We start from the raw sequence: 19,298 nt of genomic DNA on the forward strand, positions 1-19,298 counted from the left end.
TTTCTTAAAAAGCTGGCAAGCATCTTGCAACTCCTTCGATATCTAAACGCCATTGTTGGCAGTACAGGAGGCAAAATGAACTTAAGACGACTGAAGTACTTTGTGAAAATCGTCGATATCGGTAGCCTGACCCAGGCCGCTGAAGTGTTACATATCGCGCAGCCCGCACTGAGCCAGCAGGTTGCCACTCTGGAGGGGGAGCTCGATCAGCAATTACTGATCCGCACCAAGCGCGGCGTTACGCCAACGGAAGCGGGGAAAGTGCTTTATACCCATGCGCGTACGATACTGCGCCAGTGTGAGCAGGCGCAGCTGGCGGTGAATAATGTCGGGCAAACGTTAAGCGGCCCGGTCTCCATTGGTCTGGCACCGGGTACAGCGGCATCGTCCATCACCATGCCGCTGTTGCAAGCCGTGCGTAACGAATTGCCGGAAGTGCTGATTTATCTTCATGAAAACAGCGGCGCGGCGTTGAATGACAAACTGCTGAGCGGCCAGCTGGATATGGCGGTACTTTACGACCGCTCTCCCGTGGCAGGCGTTAACAGTCAGCCGTTGCTGAAAGAAGATCTCTACCTGGTCGGCACGCGTGATTGTCCGGGGCAGAGTATCGATTTAACGGCGGTTGCTGAAATGAACCTGTTCCTGCCGCGCGACTACAGCGCAGTCCGTGCCCGGGTGGATGAGGCATTTTCGCTGCGTCGTCTGACGGCCAAAATCATTGGTGAGATAGAATCTATTTCTACGCTGACGGCGGCGATTGCCAGTGGAATGGGCGTCACCGTTCTGCCGGAGTCTGCCGCGCGAACGCTATCACAGGCGGCGAATGGCTGGATGGCCCGAATCACCACACCATCAATGAGCCTGCCGTTGTCGCTGAATATGTCAGCCCGTGGGTCGCTCTCTCCTCAGGCGCAGGCGGTGAAAGAAATTTTGATTTCACTGGTCAGTCGACCGGCGCTGGATAACCGCGAATTGCAGCTGGTGAGCTAACGTATATTCTTTTAAGGAATAAGTTGCTGGTTTTTATTATTTGTTAGCGGAGGCGACAGACTTTAACAATAGTGCAATGTCTGTTTGACCCGGAGGGGAAGGTGAACTTCCAGCAACTAAAAATAATTCGTGAAGCAGCAAGGCAGGATTACAACCTGACTGAAGTTGCCAATATGCTATACACGTCGCAATCGGGTGTAAGCCGTCATATCCGTGAGCTGGAGGAAGAGCTGGGGATTGAGATCTTCATCCGCCGCGGAAAGCGACTGCTGGGGATGACCGAACCGGGTAAAGCGTTGTTGGTGATTGCCGAACGTATTCTGAATGAGGCAAGTAACGTTCGTCGTCTTGCCGATCTTTTCACCAACGATGGTTCGGGCGTTCTGACGGTCGCAACCACGCATACCCAGGCGCGCTATAGCCTGCCACCGGTGATTAAAGCCTTTCGTGAAATATTCCCGGATGTACGTCTGGAACTGGTACAGGGGACACCGCAGGAAATCGAGACGCTGCTGCATAACGGTGGCGCGGATATTGGCATTGCCAGCGAGCGATTGAGCAATGACAGTACGCTGGTGGCTTTTCCCTGGTTCCGCTGGCATCACAATGTGCTGGTACCGCACGATCACCCTCTGACGCAAATCACACCGCTGACGCTGGAAGCCATCGCGCGTTGGCCGCTGATTACTTATCGCCAGGGGATCACCGGGCGCTCGCGTATTGATGAAGCCTTCAACCGCAAAGGGCTGTTGCCGGATATCGTGCTCAGCGCGCAGGATTCAGACGTTATCAAAACTTACGTTGAACTCGGGCTGGGCATTGGGCTGGTGGCTGAACAGTCTGGTGATGTTCAGGAGTCCGGGAAACTTGTGCGACTGGATACGCATCATTTGTTTGATGCCAACACGGTGTGGCTGGGTCTTAAACGCGGGCAGCTGCAGCGCAACTATGTCTGGCGTTTTATCGAATTGTGTAATGCCGGGTTGTCGCTGGAGGAAATTAAACGGCAGGCGATGGAGCCAGATGAGCTGGCACTGGATTATCAAATCTAAAAAGCAAAAAGCCCGCAATAAGCGGGCTTTTCTAAATTTGGCTCCTCTGACTGGGATCTCCGTAGCTGATAAATAGCTGATCGATAAGCTAAAACAAAAAATCGAGTTTATCAAGACCACCAGATTGACTACCTTTTTATATCTGCCAAAACCCGTTGAGCATGGGCATTATTGATGTAGGGAATGCGAACAAGTACGTATGCTGGAGCTACGTTAATGAACACATATCTCGGTCTGCCAAACAAGGAGTGATTTTGGCGGCTGGTTTTACCTTCTTAGTTGCAGATAGGTCATCACCACAATGCTGTCACGCCGGAATATCTCATTAGTAAATGGTTAACCAAGACTCGCCTTCCACATAAATCACCCTGCGGAAATGCAGCGGGTCACTATCGCTCAGGTTCACCACCGTCACACCCGATGAGATAGTAGGGTTCCTCATCATGAGTTGTCGGTTCAATACTCCAGACAGACTCTTCACTTATTTCGTTCAGATCACCATGAACCCATCGATAGCCATATATTCCGCCGATCAGGGAATATGAGTCGCGAATTCAGTAACCTTTATCACTCAGTGATTGTACAATCAGCTCCCGCAGCCACATGTTCGCAGGATCGCGATGTAGATGTTCGTGCCAGAGCATATTCATCTCAAAGCCTGGAATTACTATCGGCGGCGCAAAATATTGTAGCTGCGGATTATTCTTGACTAGCCGTAACGGCAGCATGCCAACGAGGTCAGTGGTAGCGAGAGCGAAAACGGCAAACATAAAGTGTGGGACGGACAGCACCATTTTCCGATTTAATCCCATCTCTGCAAGCACCCGATCGGTGTTTCCCCAGAAACCGCCGCCATCCGGCGAAATCATCACATAATCCAGTTCGAGAAACTGTTTGAGCGTAGGTGCAGACTTCAGCACCGGATGACCAACGCGGCTCACTAGTACGTAGTGTTCACTGAACAGCATGCGGCACCGTAGCCCCTGGGGCGATTCTTCACGAATATGGAAAAATAAGTCGACTTTATCCTGCCCTGGCGTTTGTCCAATTTGCGAGTTTGCATTTTCGAGCACTGCCAGCCGAGTGCCGGGAGCTTCGCGTCGTAAATTTCTTAGCACAGGAAGGAGCACTGTAGTTTCGCTGTAGTCTGCGGCGATAACCCGCCAGGTATGTGTGGATTCGTGGGGAATAAAGGGCTCTGGCGAAGAGATAGCTTTATCCAGCAGTCCCAGCGCCTTGCTTAGTGGTATACGTAGGAGCTCTGCGCGGGCGGTAGGACGCATGCCGCGCGGACCGGGCAAAAAAAGCGGATCGCCCAGGCTCTTACGAAGCTTTGCTAACTGTACGCTGACAGTGGGCTGTGACAGATTGAGCGTTCGAGCTGCGTGCGTTACGTTCGGATCCTTTAGCAAGGTATCAAGCGTCAGGAGGAGGTTCAGATCCAACTTTTTGAGATTATCCATCGTAATACCTGATATCAAAGAAATTCATTTCTACTATACCTAACTACAAAGTAGAGTTTATTACTAATGAAATCATTAAAAATAAGAGTTAGTCGCTCTGTAATCTCGAGATTTTTCATATATATCTTTCATAAATAGTTACTGTTATTACTATGTTGCTGAATTTTTGTTTCATCATGAAAACAAATAATAAAAGTAACTTTATTTGAATGCGTATATATATTCACATAATTAACAGGAGATGAAAATGCCAACGGGTCTTTTTGCTTTAGCACTTGGTGCGTTTGGAATTGGTCTGACAGAATTTGGTATTGTTGGACTGCTGCCCCAAGTCGCATCTGAGTTTAATATCAGCGAACAGGTGGCAGGCTACTTAGTATCGGGCTATGCCGTTAGCGTAGCCATTGGGGCTGTACTGTTGACCTCCTTTATGATTCGCATGGAGCGCCGCTTAACACTAATGTTGCTGAGCGGCTTGTTTATTATTGGCAATCTGATTTCCGCATTGTCGATTAGCTACGACACGTTGCTGTTTGGTCGCATTGTAGCTGCTCTGTGTCATGGAGCATTTTTCAGCATCGGCGCGGTAGTCGCTTCGGATATGGTGGAGGGTGATAAAAAAGGTGCCGCAATTTCGCTAATGTTTGCTGGATTAACCGTATCTAATATTGTCGGCGTACCACTGGGTACTTTTGTTGGACTAGAGATGGGGTGGCGTACCACCTTCTGGGCGTTGGCACTTATCGGGGTTTTTACTATGGTTGGGATCAGAACCCTGATTCCGGCTATGCCTGCTCATCGTGATACTAACCTGAGCCGAGAGTTTTCTGTCTTTAATCGCCCGCAGGTATGGATCTCCGCATTACTTAGCGTGCTTTCTTTTGGTGGTGTTATCGGCGGCTTTACCTATATCGCTTTTACCTTGACGCAGGTCTCTGGTTTCGCCGCACAGACTGTTCCGTGGCTGCTGGTGTTGTTTGGGGTGGGTACCTTTGTGGGCAATATCTACGGCGGTAAGGCGGCGGATAAATCCCTGAATAAATCCCTTGGCATCATTCTGATGCTGTTAACTGTGGTAATGGCCGCGTTCGCCATGTTCGCTCAGAGTCAGATTATGACGGTGATTCTGCTGTTGTTGATGGGGACTGTGGGATTGGCGACCGCTCCTGGTTTGCAGTTGCGTATGATGAAATATGCCAGCGATGCGCCAACTGTTGCTTCCGGCACCAATATTGCGGCATTTAATATTGGCAATGCTCTCGGTGCATGGCTTGGTGGTATGGCCCTGGATGAGGGCTACGGCTTTGTTTCCCCTCTGTGGGTTGGTGCCGTATTGAGCTTTGTTGCGTTGATGGTGGTGATTCTTGGCAGCTTTAATAGCGGACTGAGGACCAGCCGAGTATAGGGGTAATTTTTTAGCACTGTTCCACAGCGCGCCTATATTAGCATCCGTCAGAATATAAAGTTGTGAGAACATATTCTGTTCTCACTCACTTTATTTATTTAAAATTAACCATCGCAAAAAATTAAAAATCTTTTTAAATTTAAAATAACATTGTAATTTTAACGAGAGTGGATACGTGAGCCATAACAAATGTCAATACCTAAGGGGTAGAAGATGAAATATCTCAAAATAAATGAAAAGTCTATTGGGAAAAGAAGTAATATTATAGTTTTTTTCCCTGGTTTGGGGAGTCGCGCCTTATATCAAAATATTGGTGATAGTCTTTTACGATCGGGAAATAAAGACGTTGAGCTGATATACCGTGAAGCAGCAACGGCGATGGGATATGGAGACCAGCCAGAAAAAATGCTGATCACCCCGCAAACCCTCCCCGAAGATAAAATGGCGCAACAAGGATTTATTGGAGCCAGCTTCCTCATTCACAATCTGGTTCTGGCAGCTCAACTTCGGGAACATGCTCAGCAACAAGGGCTGGATCTAAACGTGGTCGCCTACAGCGGAGAAAGTTTCGGGATGATTAACTCTGCGGTAGCCAGCGGTTCGCTGAGTGTCAGCGACGGTGTGAAAATCGCAAACTTTTTTACTCCTTATATTTTTCTGGCCTCGGAAAAACATGATGATCCTTTTAGCCGGTCCATATTATCTTATTATCCAGCGGCACTAAAAGAGCAACAGCTTATCTCTGAATTTTATTATGTCATTGCGCTTCGGGGTAGAAACAAGCAGTTGTCCGAGGCTTATACAGCTCTACAGGACGAGTTTCTTAATACCGAAGTTGAGTTGCATAAGGTTTACAGCCCCCGCCAGATCAATCTGTACGTGAAAGCGAGTATCAAATCTTGCTTTGATATTTTCATGAAGAATTTTCCTGGTGTCGATGTTATTAAACTCAAGGAGCAGACCTCATTTCTCACCCATTCGGCACAGCTCGGCCCATTGAAACAGGGGCTGGAGCAGTTCCTGACTGACCAGCAGATTGTGTTTCTCGATCCGCATACACCAGTCATTGCAAATCACTGTGAAAAATTGCTTACCAGTAAAGAGGATATTCGCTCAGCCATCCTCGCCCTTATGGATCAGATGATGCTATCCGCCGCAACAGCCAGTATTGCTGACGAGTTCGAGGTGGATGCCATTCTCGAGTTGGGCTTGGGTAACAAATCGGTGCTGATGCTGCGCGACAATGAAATCCGTACCCCGACATTTTCGTTTACCGGTGATACGCGTGAAGCCAATCTTATCTTGAGGGCGTTGAGCGCATTAAATTCGATTAGGAATAGTCATGATGCCATCAATGCCTGTACGGGTATCGACCGCTGGATGGAGATCGTCTGTGAAAATGCTGACTTTGCTGCGCTATTTTCAACAAAGATCGTAGAGGCCATCCAGCAGATTGGTTCGCTGAAGCTTGAAATTAGCGGCAGTGTGCCGATCAGTGTAGAGACTATCTTCAAAAATAGCTGGCGTTATCGTGAATTCTTGAGGCCCGGTGAGCTGGTGTTGATGGCCCGCCTGAGACGCAATATTCAGGGAAGTGAAGATAATAAAAATCAAACCTATGCCGACCTGAAAATACTTACCCAGGATGGTACGATTCGTTTCCAGAAAACACCCTTCATTATCCATGCTGAAAAGACGCTCTTCTACTTTTCAAACCTTGATGGGAAAAGCAATGCCGACTTGTTTGACCTGTTACAGGATCTAGAAGATGCTCCAGTCTATTATGAGGTGTGCCAGCACATCGAAAAAGAATGCAACCAAGGGAAGCCGCTGCGAAGACTTTTACAATTACGTACCGCCGCAGCCCAACCCGAGGCCCAAGTTATCCGGCGCATCATTGTACAGATATTCGTCTTTGAGTTGATGAAAATCTACCGTCCAGGGCTGGTTCAGAATGGAAAAGTTTGCCTTGTGACTCAAGATTTTATCGGCTGGCTAGCTTGTTTAGTTACTGCTGGTGCCGCTTCGTTAGATAGTGTGGTACAGCTATGTTGCGATTACTACTCCACTCTTGCCCGTAAGATGTTCCCGTGGGCAGCAGTGAAAAAATTTGCTGCGGAGCTTGCCGATGCCCGTGTGCCTCTGCTGTCCGTTAACGGACTTCCTTTGCTGGTTCAAAGAGATCTGGAGGTTAATACCTATAAAATTCTCCTGGGGGAATTTCCTAAGCATACAATCCCGGTTGGCCTCGATTGCCACATATCTGTTATTACGTTGGACTGTCAGCTCGATCATGCTTTGCTGGAAACGGCACCATATCAGGCAGATATTGTTCCGATTATTTCTGTGCGAGATATCTGGCTATGCAATCCGGAACTAGTACTTGAGCAGCGTGAGCGTGAAGCCCTGACCCACCTTACCGAAGAAAATCACCAAGTTTCCATCTATGCTGAGCAGAGGAACCTGCTTTGCAGCACTATTAATGCTTATATTGAGGCAGATGAGGTGCCGGTTAAGTTTTGCAACGGTGGTAGCGAATCGATGACTTTGTTTATTCAACACTCGCCGCAGGAGCCCGTTGTAGTAAGAAAAATTCTTAGTGAGGCGCTCACAGCTGCCAAGTGGTACACCGACGGAAAGGGGGTGATGCTACCACCTTTTGCTAAAGCGGCAAGGCAGGTTGATTATTTGCGCGCTTTACCTGACAGCGCTAAGCATTGGTTTCCGCAGGTTTATAATGTCACTGAGCGCGAGATCTTGACCCCTGCCAACCAGACGCGGGTTGGCCGTTCCACCTGTAAGGAAGTTATCTATGAGATGAGCCTGATTGAGGGTGAAGAGGTTAGCCAGTTTATTCGTCGCAACAGACTTGCCCCACAGATTATTGCCCGACTCTACGAAATTATCTTTATTTTTCTGCGTGACAATATTCACCGTGAGAACAGGGTAGAGGTGTCAGGCAATACGTTGGAGACTTCCTATTTCAGGAAAATTGAAGAGCGGTTGGCCCTGTGCCGACAGACCGCTACTCAGACTTTTGGTCCAGAGTTGCTTGATAGCGAGAATATCGTCATCAATGGCAATGAATACCTCAATATCGGGTCATTGCTGAATATTTTTCGCTCGCATCCAGAATACCAACGCCTACTTGAACCTCGCTATCACTCGCTGGTAATGGGCGATACCAATACTGAAAATATTAAGATAGTCAATACCGCCCCGTTACTGGCGGTACAGGAATTAATGAATCAGAAGTCTGTTGATGAGCAAGAGATCGCTCAGGCGCTTGTGGCGATAGATGCTGAAAGTATTCAACTGCGGTTTTTGGATCCGAGAGCGATTGGTTACCAAAGTGAAGGTACTGAGTGCCGTGATGACTACATGTACGATAATAAGCCGTGGCATAACTCTGTCGGTCATTATGATGAGATTCATAATGAGCTCTTCTCACTCGATATGTGTATTAATGCCGATAGAAGTCCGGTAATTAATATTCAATTCACCGATAACAATGACTACCAATGCGCCTATCAGATTGTAGACTGTGCACAGAAAAACATCAATCCGCTTTACGACGTGTCGATTGTCGGGGTAGAAAAATATTTCGCTCAAGTGATGAATTCCGTTTACGACGTGACCAATCCGAACTCAACTTTTCTTAGAGACGATCCGAACTGGCTGGTGCGATTTGTTTTCATAATGGGTACCCACTTTACCGCGATGCCGCCGTTCCATTTTTCCTCAGAACTTGATGGCACGATTAAAGACAGTGTTCGTACTCAGCGCAGACCAGTGGCGATCTATTGCGAAGGCATTAAATGGCTTAACTGGGCTCTGGAAATTTTACAGGGTAAGCGCACCCACTTTCTTGGCGTTAGCGTACCATTTATTGAACAGATTGAGAAAGAGGCAATATAAATGCAGTTATTTACTGAATCAACAATGGGGAATAACCTGAACAACGCACTGGCTTATCTGAACACGGAGAACCGACTTATTACCACCCCCTGGAGTAGGATCGTCAGAGGGCTGGGATTAGGGCAATATCCAATTGACTACAATGAAAATATTTCCTGCTGGATTCAGAAAGCTTTTGATGAACTTAAGAACAAAACAGAACTGAAAAATAATTATACTAATTTTGCTTCTCTACTTTGTGATTTTATCTGCCTGCAGATCAAGCCGGATCAGAAGCTGAGCGATAGTGATTGTCGGAACTATATCTCAAATATTTTTTATCTCATTAATAATGAGTTTGATCCTTATCGCAGGGTAATGCAGTATAGTGTTACGATTGATGCGTTGGCAAAATTAAATATTAATCTTTTTGAATTGCTGGATAAAAGTATCAATCTCTCCGAACTCCTATTCCACACGATACACGAGATTAAATCTAACTGCATAAAAGATGATAACAGCGGCAAGCACGGCGACTATGAAAAACTCTCTGCCTACACTTCAGTATTTTTCGCGTTAGCAGTATGTGGCAAATCAGACTTAGCCGTTATTCGAGGTCGTAATCATATTGCCGATGCGTTGGAAACGTTAAACAGTATTCCCTCACCTTTTTTTCGCGGACGCGGAGGGAGTATGCTCTTCAGTGCGATCGCTCTGCTGGGTCATACGGAGATGTTACACTGTCGAGACAGAGATTATATCCTCCAGACTCTGGAATACTTGGACCGTGCTGATACGATAGGTATCAACCCATCTTTTCCACAAAGTATGACCCTTGAGTTCGTCAAAATCTATCCGCTACTGACAATGCTGAATGCGATTGCTGCTACGGGGTATAACCGGGCGCTACGATATCGGCAGGACCGTATTCGTCAGGCTGGCGCGTTGATGGATGCGCTAACCCCTATAGAAAGAACCCATATGGGACTCTATTACATTATGGCGATATATAATCTTGGGCTACTCGACAAGGAAAAAAAGCGTGTTAGCGCGTTGGTTGACGAACTGGTGGATACCGCAAATCATATCGATCCGTCAGACAATTATTTCCTTCACGGCATTGCTGGTTCTTACGTTATAGAAACCGCCAACTTGGCTGGTAAGCGGTGTAAAATTACTGAGCAATTGATCCAGAAGGTTGCCAACAGTTTTTCAACAATGAACAAATGTCTTGACGATGAGCTCAATCGTCCCTATCCGTTTGCCTATGCCCTTACCATGCTTGGTGAGATCGGACATGTGAAGAAGTTGTTTGAGCCTTCGCCATTCTACGATAATCGCTCTGCAACCAGTTGGATGATTAGTAGTCTGACTCAGATAGGGGACGGTGCAGACGGCAGGCTTTATATGTTCAACCATGCGCTCATTAACTTGATGCTACGCATGCGTGGCAATGGCTACCCGGAGATTAAGGTCTACAGGGATTTTATGTTTCGGGCTGACGTTGGCACACATGAGAAGAAAGATGTGCACATCTGTCGTTAACATACTGTAGAAAAGCAAAAACGTGCCCTAAAGGCTGTCATTTTTCCTATATCATTTGCGTTGCGCTGACAAAACCGTGGTCAAAACATGAATCGCTGATCGCATGGTGTATTTGCGTTGATCTGCCGTTATCTGACTGCAGTAGTATTATGACAGCAATGCTAGGTGGCTTGATTGTGAATCCTGCTGCACCACCGTTTATCGTCTGAGTAACATGACCGTGCCAGTAATGCCAGTAATGCCTGTATCTGTATAGGTTACTTACGTTGCTGCGTGGCAAGCAACACAGGGCACTCCCGAAACGATGAGGATCGACTCATAAAAATGCAGAAAAAATTAAGGGGAAACTTATTTTTCAAAGAACAGTTTCCCCTTTCCGCGCCAGAAATAACGGTGTAATCTTCCTGCTGCACTATCGCCTTCGGGCACCCTTTGGCTTCATGGTCTGCAAGACGCCCCTAATTTATCAGGACGACCAGCCCTTACTAACGGTACGACCTCCGCGATATTGGAACGCGGTAGCGTTTGAGGCGAAGTACACATACGCCTAAACGATTCCGCCACAGGCCACCGCCCGTAACCCGTGTCCGCACACATCGGCTTTCGTGTCAAACCCCATCAGGCGCAGCGTCAGGTTGGCGGTGTTTTCACTCATTGGCTTATACGGGTTATGATCACCTTGAGACACTAGATCCAGATGGTCGTAAAGCTCCTGTATCTGTTTCAGAATAGCAATGGCCTGGCGGGAGAGTGGCACGATATGCGGACTACGCATTTTTGCGCCATGCCTCGAAAAACGTACTTTGTCGATTGACTCGCGGGTGGCGGGGATGGTCCAGATTTTGTGTCTGAAATCAATTTCGCTCCAGCGGGCGAAACGCAGTTCGCTGGAACGGATGAACAGGTGCAGTGTCAGCACCACCGCCAGCCGGGTTAACTCCATGCCCTGCTGATAGTCACCGATGCGGCCAAGCAGTTCGGGTAACCGCTCCAGCGGTAACGCGGGATAGTGATTATTTACGGGGGAGGCGACCACTCCTTCCAGATGCTGCGCCGGATTGCTTTCGGTAAGTCCATGCTGAATGGCATAGCGCATGATGTTGCTAAGTTGCTGCCGGGTTCGGGACGCAACTTCCAGAAAGCCTTTATCCTCAATAACCCGCAGCAGGGCAGTGAAATCCTGCGTTTTAAGTGTGGCAACGGGCAAATGACCAATCGCCAGGAAGATATGGTTTTCCATACTGGCAAGAATACGGGCGGCATAATCAGCCGACCATTTATTGTTGGTTTTGTGCCAGGCCTGCGCCACCGCCTTAAAGCACTTTTCAGGGGAGCAGGCTACTTTCTCTGCCATGCGCTGCTGCGCCGGGTTCATATTCTGCGCCAGTAGCTTGCGGATACCGTCGCGCTGTTGCCTGGCTTCTGCAAGTGAGACAAGCGGGTATGCGCCAAGACTGACTCTGGATTCTTTTCCGTTGAAACGATATTTGAGATACCAGATGCGTGAATCGCACGGATTGACGAGCAGATACAGACCGTGAGAGTCGGAGTGTTTTACCGGACGGGAAGAAGGTTTTAACTTGCGGATTTTAGAATCGTTTAAAGACATTTGGGGGGCACTCAAGAATCGAACCAAACTGACCCCAGATCTGACCACCAAATTATCCCGATGCGGAGAGAAAACTAAATACGCACCGGGAAGGATTTTCACGCTAACTTACTGAATCGAAAACAAATAGAGACATACAGATAAGTATGAAAACTTGAATTTGGCTCCTCTGACTGGACTCGAACCAGTGACATACGGATTAACAGTCCGCCGTTCTACCGACTGAACTACAGAGGAATCGTGTGAACGGGGCGAATACTACTGGCCCCGTAATATTGTGTCAACACTAAATTTAACTGTCTGATTCAATTGCATGAATTTAGCGCAAGCTGTTGTTTTAGTGAACTACCGGTGAAATATCTTCCTGCGTGTCGTTATCGCGCATACGTGCGAGCGGGTCCTGGCGGTAGAACTGGCAAAAACGCTGCCACAGTGCCGGGAAGCGCGGAGCGAAAAGTTCGGGGGCGCTGAAAAAATACTCGGACAGCACGGCGAAACACTCTGCCGGATCGGTTGCCGCGTAAGCATCAATGCTGGCGGCGCTTTCACCCACTAAATCAATCTCATCCTGAATATTATCCATCGCCGCATGGAGATCGTGCTCCCAGCCTGCAACTTCCCGCAGCGGAATCAACGGAATGCCGCTGGCGCGATCGCCATTACGGGTATCGAGTTTATGCGCGACTTCATGGATGACCAGATTGAAGCCGGATGCGTCGAAGGAGTCCTGAATGTCGAGCCAGTTGAGAATGATGGGCCCCTGTTGCCAGCTTTGACCGGACTGCACCACGCGTTGATTATGCACGAGGCCAATATCATCTTCCCATTCATCATCCACCACGAAGGGCGCAGGGTAGATGAGCACCTCGTGGAAGCCATCAAGCCATTCGAGCCCCAGTTCCATTATCGGCAGGCAAAACAGCAGCGCAATACGTGCCTGAGTGATAGGCTCCAGCACTAATCCCTGAAGAGGAACCAGCCGCTTTTGCTGCAAAAAACGATCGGCAAGCACGCGGAGTTTATTTTGTTCATCTGCGCTGAGATTGGCTAAAAGTGGGACGGAGAACGCTTGTTCCCACGGGATGTCGGTTTTTTCAGCAGACTCGTCTGCCTTCCAGGGCCATTTAATCATCATTTTGCTCGCAAACTCGTCACTTGAACGCAATTGAAGAGACTGGGTCTGTTAAAATGCCAAATAACCTGGCATCATGGCAACCATCAAAACGGAGAGATGCCAGAGCGGCTGAATGGACCGGTCTCGAAAACCGGAGTAGGGGCAACTCTACCGGGGGTTCAAATCCCCCTCTCTCCGCCACTATTCAAGCACTTACCGCAATAATTTTCAGTGACTCAACTCGCATTGAGGTAATCTGAGAGAATCCCAACCTAAAATCTTCCGTCAATTGCTCATTGCTTTACGTCAGTATTAGCAAAAAAAAGGATGCACGCCTTGCGCACACCCTTTATTGGCTTAAAACCGGATTAATCCTCGTACGCTTCCTGTCGTTTTTTACCGTCAATGACCGATGCAATAACCAACACCGCCGCACAGGGCAGCAACCATTCAAGGCTTTGACTAAACAGCGGTAGCGGTTTCAACAGCTGCGAAGGAACTTGATTCAGCATTCCGTTTAGCGGGCTGGCGATGATGCCATCTACCAGGCCAAATACGCAGGCAACCGCCACTACAGGTGCAAAGACGCGCGCGGGGTTTTTCCACCATGATGTGGTGAAACTCAGCAGCACAATGGCGATACAGGGCGGATAGACCGCTGTCAGTAGCGGTACGGAGACGGTAATTAAACGCGTGAGTCCCAGGTTTGAAATACCGAACGACAGCACGGCAATCACCAACACCATCGTTTTATATGACAGCGGGATAAGATTGCTAAACCAGCTGGCACAGGCGCTGGTGAGGCCGATAGCCGTCACCAGGCAGGCGATAAAAATAAGCAGTGCCAGGAACAGGCTGCCGGTTTCGCCGAAGGTATGCTGTACGAAGGCGTGCAGCACCTCGGCACCGTTGCTGGCATCAGGCACAAACTCATAGCTCACCAGCCCCAGGCGGAACAGCGCGATGTAGACGAGAATTAATCCGCTTCCGGCAATTAACCCGGCGATAATCGTGTAGCGTGTGATGAGTGTGCTTTCGCTCACCCCGCGTGAGTGGATGGCATTAACAATGACACCACCAAAGACCAGCGCGCTCAGCGTATCCATGGTGAGATAGCCGCTGACGAAGCCGTTTGAAAAGGGATGAGAGTGATACGCCTCGGAGACAGAACCCAGGTGGTAGTGCCAGACGACAAAAAAGGCCGAGGCGCCAAGAATAATCAGCGCGACAATTTTGATGGGCGCCAGAACGCCGCCAATCAGGTCAAGGAGTTTTCCGGGGTACAGTGAAAACAGGTAAACCAGCGTAAAGTAGATAAGACTATAAATAGCCAACTGGTGACCATCGTTGCCGATCAACGGCGAAATGCCCACTTCAAACGACACGGTGGTTGTGCGCGGAACCACAAACAGTGGCCCCAGGCAAAGATAGCAAACCAGCGCCAGAATCAGACCCGTGACGGGACCAAGATGTTCGCTCAGTTGATTCATTTTTCCGCCAACGCGCGCCAGCGCAACGATCGTGACCACGGGTAAACCCACGGCGGAAATCAGAAAACCGCTACCGGAATAGAGAATGTTTTCGCCTGAATGTAAGCCAATAATGGGCGGGAAAATAATGTTTCCCGCGCCCATAAATAGCGCAAAAGCCATACAGCCGAGAGAGATAATGTCGCGTGTAGATAATGTTTTCATCGTTATTATGGACGCTGACGTACACGGTTTTTCGCGTGCAGGCAGCGTCATTTTCCTCTCAGAACAGGGAATAAAAAAGCGCAGATACGGTCAGAATACCGCCAATCAGGACCACCAGAGGGCGAATGCCACGCAAACTTTTGAGCGCGCTTCGACTGTAGATTAAATAAACAGGGATTAGAAACAGGAAGATTGCCTGAAGCGGTCCGCAGAATTTCTCAATCAGTTCGATGACATCGGGGTTAATATACACGATGACATAAGAGATGCCGAACATGATAAGCCACGCAATGAGTTTCCCTTTTTTATGTGGCGTGTCCTCTTTTTCGCCAAGCGCGTCACTGACCATGCGGGCAAAGGTTTCAGCGACGGATAAACAAATGCCTAAAAACGACTTGGTCATGCCGATAATGGCAATAAACGGGGCAATGTAAAAAAGGACGATATTACTGTTATCTTTTTGCAGTACGGAAAGCACGTTCAAATTCTGCGATTTAGCCAGCGCAAAGACATCGTGCGGAATACTTAACAGGCAACTGGTAACGAAAAAGATGATGCTGGCATAGATGCTGAAATAAGCGACTTTGATGACCCTTACGGATTTTTCTTCACCGCCGTGTCCGGCTTCACGATAAAACGATGCCAGTGGCGACATCAACGGCACGGAGCAGAAGGCGAAGGTGATAAGGGGAATGGTAAGCCAGATGTTTTTAAGGGAGTTGCCTGCGGGTTGCTGCCCGACGCCATGAATAGCAGGCATCACGTTGGCGAGGTTCCATTGTGGAATTTGAAAGGCTGCGATGAGCGTGACGGTGACAGCGAAAGGTAAAACAAGTACCGACATCATGCCGACAACTTTATCGCGGCCCCGGCTCAACAGTAAAAATAAAATCGCCACAACGATAAACGACAGCACCGCACGGTTAATACCCGGTAAATGCAAATGGGTTATCACGTAGCTGTTGATAGCATTAACCAGCGAAATACCATAAACCAGAGTGACCGGAAAGTTAGAAAAACAGTAAAAGACTTTAATCGCCTTTTTACCTTTGTGATCAAAGAAGCTATTGAAGAGCGGAAGTGACTTATCCTTCGGACCTTCTTCGCGCATAAATACGCGGCAAATCAGCATATGCGGGATCATCGAGAGCGGCAGGCTAAGGATAATCAGCAACAAATAGACCAGCGGCCCGCGCATGGCTATTTCAACCGGAAGGAACAAAACACCGGCTCCGACGGTTGCGCCATAGACTCCCATGGACCAGATTGTATCTTTAAACTTCCATGCTGATGTGGGTGATGCAATATTGTTTATTGTGTTGGTAACCATTTTTATTATTAATACTCGTAACTGTCAAAATATAAATGCTATGTTTTCTTCCATTTGCATATAAAATAACAGTTCCTTTTGTTACCTGGTTCTAATTCATTAATTGGTCACGGTGTGAACAATGAGTGAATGCGAGATGATGCTTAAGTCTGTAATGTGAAGTTATTAAGTATAATCCCGTGTATTATTTTATTACCACAGTCAATCTGTTCTTTAAAGAATAAAATCAAGAAAATTAATTTTTAAGTATGATTTAAACTGCGCGTAGCATAATTGTTTCAATGGATTAACTTAAGGATGAGTAAGTGATTACACAGCGACTACTTTTGATGCACTCCGGCCTTCGCACAATGAGCGGGGATGACGACGACGGGCAATCCGAAAAGATGAACTTTCAGGCGTAGAGGATGAGCTGTCGGATATTTGGGTGATGTGAAACCCTGCGTATAGATATCTGCATAAATTAAAATATGAGTAAGTAACCCCATTCGTTTCAGGTGTATTTAACTCAACGGTCAGAAAACAGGCTATGCTTAAAAAACCGACTGTATGTCGGGTGGAGAAAACAAACAATAAAGGAGCTTATATGTTTGAGTTTTGTCCAAAGTCTATGAAAACTAACGTAGATTTCATTGCCTTTACCGTTGCGAAAATGGAGTATGAACAACGTGGCCTGTGCGCACGCGCTGTCGTGGGTAATATGCCGTTAGAGATGTCTGAGCACTTCCAACAGCGTTTGCGCTTTTATCGCGATCAGCTAAAGGGCTTTGCTCCACAGCATGTCGATCGTTATCCCTCTTCAAAGCCTGATGTCCTCGATTTCCGTTAAATTCCCTGTACGCCCCGGATAAATATTCGGGGCGCTTTTAATACTATTGCGTGTAATACACATGCCCTTAGGCTAAATTTAATCCACGACTTTTTGTTGAGGATGAATAATGACGACCACCGCCTCCAGCGGCTTTGGCCCATTACGCCAGACTGTATTCGCAGTTCTGTGGGTTGCAACAATTATTGGCAATATAGGCTCTTTCGCACGTGATATTGCCAGCTCATGGTTAGTGACCGATCTCTCTTCTTCGCCTCTGGCCGTTGCAATGGTTCAGGCTGCGGCGACGCTGCCGGTTTTCCTGCTCGCCATCCCTGCCGGGGTACTCTCTGATATTCTTGATCGCCGTAAATTCTTAATTGGTATTCAGATATTGATGGCAAGCGTCAGTATTTGCCTGTTGCTGCTTTCCGCAACGGGGCTGCAAACCATTCTTTCGCTGGTGGCGCTTACCTTTGCAGGTGGGATCGGCGCGGCGTTAATGGGGCCAACCTGGCAGGCGATTGTGCCTGAGCTGGTGAAGAAGCAGGATTTGCGTGATGCCGTCGCGCTGAACTCGCTGGGCATCAATATCGCACGCGCGATTGGTCCGGCGCTGGGCGGGATTGTACTGGCAACCTTCGGTACATCAGTTACTTACGGCGTGGATGTTATCAGTTATCTGTTTGTGATCACGGCCCTGCTGTGGTGGAAAAGAGCGAAAACCGATAGCGATGAGCTGGCGGAAAAATTCCTCGGTGCTTTTCGTGCCGGGTTGCGCTACACCATGGCCAGCCGTGAGCTGCACGTTGTGCTGTTGCGCACGTTTTTGTTCTTCGCGTTTTGCAGCTCCGTTTGGGCGTTGCTTCCGCTGGTTGCACGCCGCGTGCTGGGCGGTGATGCCGGCTTCTACGGGATTTTGCTGGGCGCAGTCGGCGTAGGGGCGATTGCTGGCGCGTTTCTGTTACCCACATTGCGGCAAAAATGCAGCGCGGATGGCCTGCTTTTACTGGCGTCGATCATTACCGCTTCCGTTATGGCGCTGTTGTCGATTGCGCCGCCACAATGGCTGGCCGTGGTGGCGTTGGTAGTGCTGGGCTGCGGCTGGATTATTGCGCTGACCACATTCAACGGCGTAGCGCAGTCGATTTTACCGAACTGGGTTCGTGGCCGCTCGCTGGCGGTCTACCTGACCGTCTTTAATGGGGCGATGACGGCGGGGAGCCTGGCCTGGGGGGCACTGGCGCAATCGGCTGGCGTTCAGGAAACCCTGTTCATTGGCGCTATTGGCATCATTGTTATTGGTGTTGTCAGTTATCGCCTGCGCCTTCCAAAAGGGGAATCGGATCTGCTGCCGTCCAACCATTGGCCAGAGCCGCTGACGGCAGAGGTGGTTGAGCACGATCGCGGGCCCGTGCTGATTCAGATTGAATACGACGTTGATCCGCAGCATCGCGCGCCTTTCCTGAAAGCCATTTATAACCTGGCGTACGAACGGCGGCGGGATGGGGCCTATAACTGGGGGATCACCGAAGATTCTGCCAATCCGCGCATTTTACTGGAGTGGTTTATGGTGGAGTCCTGGGCGGAACATTTGCGCCAGCACAGAAGGGTGTCAAAGGCTGATGCGGATATCCAGGCAGAACTCCTGCAATATCACACGGGTGATGAACCGCCAAAAGTACGGCACTTTATTACCACATCCAGGCCATAAATAACCGCGTCAGGGGCGTGGCCCCTGACGCGAATTCATCACGCTTTCTTCGCACTCATCGCCGCAGCAACCAATCCGTCCAGCCACTCCTGGTGCCCGTTAAGCATTGGGTTAGGGCGTGTGGCGGCGAGTGCTTTTGCTGGCTGGCCGTTCTGTGTTTCCTGGGTCAGAATACGCACGCGGTTACCCGGCAAGTCTTCCAGCAGCCACGCGTGGTGTACATCGAGACGATCGGCGGCATTCTCTTCACCAGACCAACCGTGCCAGGCGACGCGCGCAGGTTGTCCCTCAGCTGGCGGGACATGCTCGACGACCTGAGATTCCACGGGGAAGCCGAAAGTGCTGAAGTAAAAACGGACGCCGTTTTCCAGTTCCGGGCCTTTATTATCGTAGAAACGAACATCTGCGGAATTTTTGTAGTAGTCCGGCCACAGGAAAGGCTGGTTGAGGAACGGCCAAACGTCGCTCACGCTAAGCCCGGCAATGATCATTTCGTTTGAGACGAAGTTATCGGTGAAGCCCGGAACAAAACCTTCTGGCCAGTTAATTGCGTTCATAGTGTATCTCCTCAAATCATGTCAATGGCGCTGAAGGCGTGCATCTCAGCGGTATGAAGCTATTATCGGTAAATTCACTTATAAGACAAATTAGCAATCACGATATAATTCATAAGA

12 protein-coding genes, 2 tRNA genes and 1 pseudogene are annotated in these 19,298 nt (G+C 48.7%); 8 read left to right on the forward strand and 7 right to left on the reverse strand.

Annotated features, from left to right (window positions below; all coding sequences use genetic code 11):
* Positions 1–75 precede the first annotated feature (75 nt).
* Positions 76–993 carry a nitrogen assimilation transcriptional regulator NAC gene (nac, locus tag ACWWFX_RS06470; protein ID WP_108475194.1) on the forward strand — a complete coding sequence of 306 codons (918 nt, stop codon included), beginning with the start codon at positions 76–78 and terminating at the stop codon, positions 991–993.
* A gap of 101 nt (positions 994–1,094) precedes the next feature.
* The gene (cbl, locus tag ACWWFX_RS06475) at positions 1,095–2,045 is read left to right on the forward strand and encodes an HTH-type transcriptional regulator Cbl (protein ID WP_276220407.1); all 951 of its coding nucleotides are present in this window, start codon (positions 1,095–1,097) and stop codon (positions 2,043–2,045) included.
* A 554-nt stretch (positions 2,046–2,599) separates the two neighbouring features.
* Here the strand turns inward: cbl and ACWWFX_RS06480 are convergent.
* The gene (locus ACWWFX_RS06480; protein ID WP_473223437.1) at positions 2,600–3,508 is read right to left on the reverse strand and encodes a LysR family transcriptional regulator; all 909 of its coding nucleotides are present in this window, start codon (positions 3,506–3,508) and stop codon (positions 2,600–2,602) included.
* 247 nt (positions 3,509–3,755) lie between these two features.
* Here ACWWFX_RS06480 and ACWWFX_RS06485 point away from each other — a divergent pair, with 247 nt between their 5' ends.
* The 3 genes from ACWWFX_RS06485 to ACWWFX_RS06495 all read left to right on the forward strand — a co-directional run bounded on the left by ACWWFX_RS06485 (position 3,756) and on the right by ACWWFX_RS06495 (position 10,355).
* A complete protein-coding gene (locus ACWWFX_RS06485) occupies positions 3,756–4,913 on the forward strand; it encodes an MFS transporter (RefSeq protein WP_473223438.1) in 1,158 nt (385 codons plus the stop codon).
* A 213-nt stretch (positions 4,914–5,126) separates the two neighbouring features.
* Positions 5,127–8,831: a hypothetical protein gene (locus ACWWFX_RS06490; RefSeq protein ID WP_473223439.1), complete on the forward strand. Its 3,705-nt coding sequence runs from the start codon at positions 5,127–5,129 to the stop codon at positions 8,829–8,831.
* Positions 8,832–10,355, forward strand: coding sequence for a hypothetical protein (locus ACWWFX_RS06495; protein WP_473223440.1), 1,524 nt, complete (start codon positions 8,832–8,834; stop codon positions 10,353–10,355).
* Between the two features lie 550 nt (positions 10,356–10,905).
* On the opposite strand, the pseudogene ACWWFX_RS06500 reads toward ACWWFX_RS06495, so the two are convergent.
* The 3 genes and pseudogenes from ACWWFX_RS06500 to mtfA form a co-directional block, all read right to left on the reverse strand.
* Positions 10,906–11,964 (reverse strand): annotated as a pseudogene (locus tag ACWWFX_RS06500) (tyrosine-type recombinase/integrase); the annotation flags it as partial.
* A gap of 161 nt (positions 11,965–12,125) precedes the next feature.
* Positions 12,126–12,201: transfer RNA gene (locus ACWWFX_RS06505), tRNA-Asn, on the reverse strand.
* A gap of 100 nt (positions 12,202–12,301) precedes the next feature.
* Entirely contained in the window at positions 12,302–13,099 is a 798-nt protein-coding gene (gene mtfA, locus ACWWFX_RS06510; RefSeq protein ID WP_473223441.1) for a DgsA anti-repressor MtfA, read from the reverse strand.
* 90 nt (positions 13,100–13,189) lie between these two features.
* On the opposite strand from mtfA, the gene ACWWFX_RS06515 reads away from it, so the two are divergent.
* A tRNA-Ser gene (locus ACWWFX_RS06515) sits at positions 13,190–13,279 on the forward strand.
* A 167-nt stretch (positions 13,280–13,446) separates the two neighbouring features.
* On the opposite strand, the gene brnQ is transcribed toward ACWWFX_RS06515, so the two are convergent.
* Both brnQ and ACWWFX_RS06525 read right to left on the reverse strand, forming a co-directional pair.
* Positions 13,447–14,772, reverse strand: a complete 1,326-nt coding sequence (gene brnQ, locus ACWWFX_RS06520) for a branched-chain amino acid transport system II carrier protein (protein ID WP_473223442.1) — start codon at positions 14,770–14,772, stop codon at positions 13,447–13,449.
* A gap of 58 nt (positions 14,773–14,830) precedes the next feature.
* Entirely contained in the window at positions 14,831–16,102 is a 1,272-nt protein-coding gene (locus tag ACWWFX_RS06525; protein WP_442961926.1) for an amino acid permease, read from the reverse strand.
* A gap of 529 nt (positions 16,103–16,631) precedes the next feature.
* Here ACWWFX_RS06525 and ACWWFX_RS06530 point away from each other — a divergent pair.
* Both ACWWFX_RS06530 and ACWWFX_RS06535 read left to right on the forward strand, forming a co-directional pair.
* A complete protein-coding gene (locus ACWWFX_RS06530) occupies positions 16,632–16,931 on the forward strand; it encodes a hypothetical protein (RefSeq protein ID WP_276220403.1) in 300 nt (99 codons plus the stop codon).
* Between the two features lie 109 nt (positions 16,932–17,040).
* Complete coding sequence (locus ACWWFX_RS06535) at positions 17,041–18,624, forward strand: MFS transporter (RefSeq protein ID WP_473223443.1); 1,584 nt, start codon at positions 17,041–17,043, stop codon at positions 18,622–18,624.
* A gap of 38 nt (positions 18,625–18,662) precedes the next feature.
* Here the strand turns inward: ACWWFX_RS06535 and ACWWFX_RS06540 are convergent, their stop codons facing one another.
* Complete coding sequence (locus tag ACWWFX_RS06540) at positions 18,663–19,181, reverse strand: SRPBCC family protein (protein WP_473223444.1); 519 nt, start codon at positions 19,179–19,181, stop codon at positions 18,663–18,665.
* Positions 19,182–19,298: the final 117 nt, after the last annotated feature.

Source organism: Pseudocitrobacter sp. 2023LY-00077 (assembly GCF_055796175.1).

Bases quoted from the DNA above. Each gene is read 5' to 3' on its own strand.
- ACWWFX_RS06495 (WP_473223440.1), top strand. From the start codon at position 8,832: ATGCAGTTATTTACTGAATCAACAATGGGGAATAACCTGAACAACGCA.
- brnQ (WP_473223442.1), bottom strand. From the start codon at position 14,772: ATGAAAACATTATCTACACGCGACATTATCTCTCTCGGCTGTATGGCT.
- ACWWFX_RS06480 (WP_473223437.1), bottom strand. From the start codon at position 3,508: ATGGATAATCTCAAAAAGTTGGATCTGAACCTCCTCCTGACGCTTGAT.
- ACWWFX_RS06530 (WP_276220403.1), top strand. From the start codon at position 16,632: ATGCTTAAAAAACCGACTGTATGTCGGGTGGAGAAAACAAACAATAAA.
- nac (WP_108475194.1), top strand. From the start codon at position 76: ATGAACTTAAGACGACTGAAGTACTTTGTGAAAATCGTCGATATCGGT.
- ACWWFX_RS06525 (WP_442961926.1), bottom strand. From the start codon at position 16,102: ATGGTTACCAACACAATAAACAATATTGCATCACCCACATCAGCATGG.
- ACWWFX_RS06535 (WP_473223443.1), top strand. From the start codon at position 17,041: ATGACGACCACCGCCTCCAGCGGCTTTGGCCCATTACGCCAGACTGTA.
- mtfA (WP_473223441.1), bottom strand. From the start codon at position 13,099: ATGATGATTAAATGGCCCTGGAAGGCAGACGAGTCTGCTGAAAAAACC.
- ACWWFX_RS06485 (WP_473223438.1), top strand. From the start codon at position 3,756: ATGCCAACGGGTCTTTTTGCTTTAGCACTTGGTGCGTTTGGAATTGGT.
- ACWWFX_RS06490 (WP_473223439.1), top strand. From the start codon at position 5,127: ATGAAATATCTCAAAATAAATGAAAAGTCTATTGGGAAAAGAAGTAAT.
- ACWWFX_RS06540 (WP_473223444.1), bottom strand. From the start codon at position 19,181: ATGAACGCAATTAACTGGCCAGAAGGTTTTGTTCCGGGCTTCACCGAT.